The 5,101-nt window shown below is 68.0% G+C and carries 5 protein-coding genes and 1 riboswitch; all 5 genes read right to left on the bottom strand.

Features of this window, described 5'->3' with window-relative positions; all coding sequences use genetic code 11:
- Positions 1-123: 123 nt before the first annotated feature.
- Positions 124-600, bottom strand: a complete 477-nt coding sequence (locus tag ACNFOC_RS50720; protein WP_416965754.1) for an FtsB family cell division protein — start codon at positions 598-600, stop codon at positions 124-126.
- Between the two features lie 147 nt (positions 601-747).
- Positions 748-2,034: a phosphopyruvate hydratase gene (eno, locus tag ACNFOC_RS50725; RefSeq protein WP_033284339.1), complete on the bottom strand. Its 1,287-nt coding sequence runs from the start codon at positions 2,032-2,034 to the stop codon at positions 748-750.
- Between the two features lie 320 nt (positions 2,035-2,354).
- Positions 2,355-3,044, bottom strand: a complete 690-nt coding sequence (locus ACNFOC_RS50730) for a transglycosylase family protein (protein WP_416965755.1) — start codon at positions 3,042-3,044, stop codon at positions 2,355-2,357.
- Between the two features lie 9 nt (positions 3,045-3,053).
- A riboswitch (cyclic di-AMP (ydaO/yuaA leader) is annotated at positions 3,054-3,236 on the bottom strand.
- Between the two features lie 193 nt (positions 3,237-3,429).
- Positions 3,430-4,413, bottom strand: coding sequence for a transglycosylase family protein (locus ACNFOC_RS50735; protein ID WP_416965756.1), 984 nt, complete (start codon positions 4,411-4,413; stop codon positions 3,430-3,432).
- Between the two features lie 214 nt (positions 4,414-4,627).
- The coding region (locus ACNFOC_RS50740) for a cytochrome P450 (protein WP_416965757.1) at positions 4,628-5,101 on the bottom strand (474 nt) is incomplete at its 5' end.

Genomic DNA, 5,101 nt, shown 5'->3' on the forward strand with positions numbered 1-5,101 from the left:
GTGCGCGGGGTGGGCGGCGGGGGCGTTTCCATGACTGTCTTCAGGACGTCTTTCTATGGGGTCAGTTCTCGCCGGTGGTTCTCACCGGCTCGCTGGTGGTTCTCACTGGCTCGCTGATGGTTCTCACTGGTCGGAGGCGTCGGACTTGTCGACGGCGTCCCACACGTTCGCGTACCAGGGACGGTCGGCCGCTCCCAGTTCCGCGCGCGACTGCTTGGCCGCGTCCGGGTCGATCACGATGTAGCCCGTCTCCCCGGGCATCACATAGTGCAGCCGCTGCCGGATCTGCTGCTCCGCGTACGAGTCGTCCTGCCAGCGTGCCTTGAGGTCGCGGAGCTGCTCGACGCGCTGTCGCGCCTGCTCCTGCTGCCGTTGGAGATCGGAGATCTCGGCGCGCTGGGAGACGTACTGCCTTATCGGGTAGGCGAGCGCCACGATCAGCGAGCACAGCACCAGGGCGAGGAGGGCCGCCCGGCCGGTGAGCCGGGAGCGGCGGGCCTGCCGCTTGGTCTGGGAGCGGTAGACACGGGCCGCCGTCTGCTCGCCGAGCAGCTTGAGCCTGGTCGCGGTGGAGAACCGGTCCCGGTCCTTCACGGCCATGTCCCGCCTCCCCTTCACACGTGCGTACGTCCCCGCACACGGTACGGGACCGGGTGCGGGGACGTACGTACGACTGGCTAAGGCTTAACCCTGTACGGCTCAGCCCTTGCTGTGCCCATGGTCCGCAGAGCGGACGAAGGGGAAGGCTCAGCCCTTGAAACGCGGGAAAGCGGAACGGCCCGCGTACTCCGCCGCGTCGTCGAGGATCTCCTCGATGCGGAGCAGCTGGTTGTACTTGGCGACGCGGTCCGAGCGGGCCGGGGCGCCGGTCTTGATCTGGCCGCAGTTCACCGCGACGGCGAGGTCGGCGATGGTGGTGTCCTCGGTCTCGCCGGAGCGGTGGGACATCATGCACTTGAAGCCGTTGCGCTGGGCCATCTCGACGGCGTCCAGGGTCTCGGTCAGCGAGCCGATCTGGTTCACCTTGACGAGCAGGGCGTTGGCCGTGCCCTCCTCGATGCCGCGGGCGAGGCGCTCGGGGTTGGTGACGAAGAGGTCGTCGCCGACGATCTGGACCTTGTCGCCGATGCGGTCGGTGATGACCTTCCAGCCGGCCCAGTCGTCCTCGTACAGCGGGTCCTCGATGGAGACGAGCGGGTACGCGGAGACGAGCTCCTCGTAGTACTCGGTCATCTCGGCGGCCGAGCGGGACTTGCCCTCGAACTCGTACTTGCCGTCCTTGTAGAACTCGGACGCGGCGACGTCGAGCGCGAGCCCGATCTGCTCGCCGGGGATGTAACCGGCCTGCTTGATGGCCTCGATGATGAGGTCGAGCGCGGCGCGGTTGGACTCCAGGTTCGGGGCGAAGCCGCCCTCGTCGCCGAGGCCGGTGGACAGGCCCTTGGTCTTCAGCACCTTCTTGAGGGTGTGGTAGACCTCGGCGCCCCAGCGCAGCGCCTCGGAGAAGGACTCCGCGCCGATCGGGGCGATCATGAACTCCTGGATGTCCACGTTGGAGTCGGCGTGCGAGCCGCCGTTCAGGATGTTCATCATCGGAACGGGCAGCAGGTGCGCGTTCGGGCCGCCGAGGTAGCGGAAGAGGGGGAGGTCGCTGGCCTCGGACGCGGCGTGCGCGACGGCGAGGGAGACGCCGAGGATGGCGTTGGCGCCGAGCGAGCCCTTGTTGTCGGTGGCGTCCAGGTCGAACATCGCCTGGTCGATCAGGCGCTGCTCGGTGGCGTCGTAGCCGACGAGCTCCGGGCCGATCTGCTCGATGACGGCGAGTACGGCCTTCTCGACACCCTTGCCGCCGTAGCGGTTGGGGTCCCCGTCACGCAGCTCGATGGCCTCGAAGGCACCCGTGGAGGCGCCGGACGGAACGGCGGCACGACCCGTGCTGCCGTCGTCGAGGCCGACCTCGACCTCGACCGTGGGGTTGCCTCGGGAGTCCAGGATTTCCCGGGCTACGACGACGTCGATGGACGGCACGAGCATCTCCTTCTTGGGATCTGACGCGGCTACGGCAACACCGCAGCGGCTCTGCGAGACGAGCCTAACCGGCTCGGGGCGATTGGCCATCCGGTCGGCCGCCTGATGGACAGAACCGAGAGTAAATTGTTTCCGAACGGAACAAAGAGTCCCGCGGAAGAACACGGGGACACAAAAAGCCCCGCCCCGGTGCGTACGGGGGAACACGCACCGGAGCGGGGAGCCCGTGGGGGACGGGGGTGACCCTCACGAGGTCTCCATGATGGACACCACGGATGTGAGGGCGCTGTGGTTCAGCTACGAGCCGCGTATGTCACTTCGGGCTGTCACTTCAGGTGGAGCTGCTGGCCCGGGAAGATGACGTCGGCGTCGTCGATGATGTCCTTGTTCAGCTTGAACAGCTGCTGCCAGCCGCCCTTCACCTTGTGCTTCTCGGCGATGGAGCTGAGGCTGTCGCCCTTGACGACCTTGTACTCGCCGTCGCCCTTCTTGACCTTCTTGCCGGTCGGAGTGGTGACGGTCTTCTTGGCGGCCGGACGCTCGGCGGAGCGGGAGGCGGTCGTGTCACTCGTGGAGCGCTCGGTGGTGCTCTTCGAGGAGCTGGTGCCGGACGAGCCGCTCGACGAGCTGGAGCCGGAGTACGCGGCGCCCGACAGGCCGGTGCCACAGGTGGGCCAGGCGCCCTTGCCCTGGGCGGCGAGAACCTTCTCGGCGACGGCGATCTGCTGGGACTTGGAGGCCTGGTTCGCGGTGGAGGCGTAGGCGGTGCCGCCGTACGCGGCCCACGTCGAGGCGGAGAACTGAAGGCCGCCGTAGTAGCCGTTACCGGTGTTGATGGACCAGTTGCCGCCGGACTCACAGCTGGCGACCGTGTCCCACTCGGACGCGGTGGCGGCGGAGGCGCTGCCGGTGGCCATGAGCGGGGCGGCTATCGCGACACCGGTGACGCCGGCGAGCGTGGCGACGCGGGTGGCTTTGGACGGACGGCGGTGCTTGCCCTTGCTGGAAAACAGCATGGAAAATCCCAATCCCCTCACCGACGCCTGCGAGGTGAGCTGTCGGGTTCGGGCCGTGTGAGTTGCCCGGCCGCGACTCGTACGTCTCGTACGAAGCGCGACTTCACCCCAAGCCGGTTCCGGTCGTCTCTCAACTCCCGGGCCCGGCGCTTACCTTGGGTCCCCCGCTCCTGCCTACGGCGCTTTACGCGACGAATGTTCCCGGAGGCCGCTGGCAGGACTCGGCGTTGCGGCAACCGGACGCTCGTGGTGACGAGCGGCCTTGACCGTAGACAGGGAATCGGCGGAATTTCAAAGACGATCAGGGCTTCTGAGACTCATCCCACACTTTGATCAAACCGGACATTCGGCTCGAAGCGTGACGTGAACTCCCGCCGTTCGCTTGCTACTTTTCGTCCGCTTCCGTACCGACGTCCAAGGTCTGACCGGCGGCGATCTGGGTCGGATCGGCGCCTATCACCTTTTTATTCTCGGCGTAGAGCGCGCGCCATCCGCCGTCGAAGCCAAGGGAGTCGGCGATGGACGCGAGTGAGTCGCCGGCGCGGACGGTGTAGGTCTGCGGCGACACGTTTTCCTCGGCGCTGGCCCCGCGGTGCTTGCCGGTGCTCTGCTGCGTGGTCCGCTGATCGCTCTGCTGGTCGTCGGACTCGCTGAGCGCGCCGGTGTCGACGAGGCTCCACTTGCCCACCGCCTGGGCCGAGTTGTCCGATTCGTCGAGCTTCGGGGAGGCGGCGACCGAGTCGTTGCCCTTCGAAGGGGTGGTGGACTTGTCGGACTTGGCGGAGTTGTCCGTCGCGGTGGGCGAGGGGCTGTCGGTCGACGAGTCGCCGGACACGTCGGACGAAGTCGAGTCCGTGGTGCCGGAGTCGGACAACCCGGAGGAAGCTGACGAGTCGGACGAACCGTCGGAATCAGAGCCGGAGTCGGAGGAGCCGGTCGAGCCCGCCGACGGGGAGTCGCTCGCGACGCCGGTGTCGACGTCCGTCGAACCCGAGGTGGTGGTGAGGCCGGAGATCAGCGCACAGGTCATCCACGGGGTGGTGCCCTTGTCGTCGAGGATCTTCTCGGCGACGGCTATCTGCTGGGAGCGGCTGGCCAGGTCGGCGCTGGGCGCGTAGTCGAGGCCGCCGTACTTGTCCCATTCGTCCTGGGACATCTGCAAGCCGCCGTAGTAGCCGTTGCCGCTGTTCTCGCTCCAGGAGCCGCCGCTCTCGCAGTTGGCCACCTTGTCCCAGGTGGTGCCGTCTGCGGCGTTCGCGGAGGCGGCGCCGAGGAGGGGGATGGCGATGGCGGAGCCGGTCACGCCGGCCGCGACGAGGAGAGCCGGAGCCTGACGGGGGCGACGGTGACGACCGTTCCCGGAGAGCATGCGGAGGCCTTTCGCGTGACAGCGGGGGGACCGCGCGGCGGACGGTGCGGGGGGTGATGCGGGACGCCGCGCTGGTAGGTGAACGTATCCACAGTCGATCACTTGTCACAAGTTAATGCCACGGAGATCACGTGAAGATCACAGAGTTGAGGAACTGTCACTTTCAGGTTTAAGGGGCTGGATTGCCTGTTCAGCGCTGCTCCGGACCACCTGTTCAGCGGTGCTCCGGGGTGAACTCCACGGGGAGGGTGCGCAGTCCGCGCATGATGAGGCCGCCGCGCCAGCGCAAGTCGGCCGGATCCGCGGCGAGTTGCAGGTCGGGGAGGCGGGTGAGGAGGGTGGCGAGCGCGGTCTGGCCCTCCAGGCGGGCGAGCGGGGCGCCGAGGCAGTAGTGGATGCCGTGGCCGTAGCCGAGGTGTTGATTGTCACGGCGCCCGAGATCGAGGACGTCGGGATCGGCGAACCGCTCCGGGTCGCGGTCCGCGGCCGCCAGGACGACGAGCACGGGGTCGCCGGCCGCGATCTCCTGCCCGCCGAGGGCGAGGGGGCGGGTGGCGAAGCGCCAGGTGGCCAGCTCCACCGGGCCGTCGTAGCGCAGGAGTTCCTCTACGCCGGTTTCGAGGAGGTCGCGTTCCCCCGCGGCCAGGGACTTCTCCAGGCGGGTGCGCTGCTCGGGGTGGGTGAGGAG

Origin of the sequence: Streptomyces colwelliae, from assembly GCF_048158785.1 — a bacterium.
GTDB lineage: Bacteria > Actinomycetota > Actinomycetes > Streptomycetales > Streptomycetaceae > Streptomyces.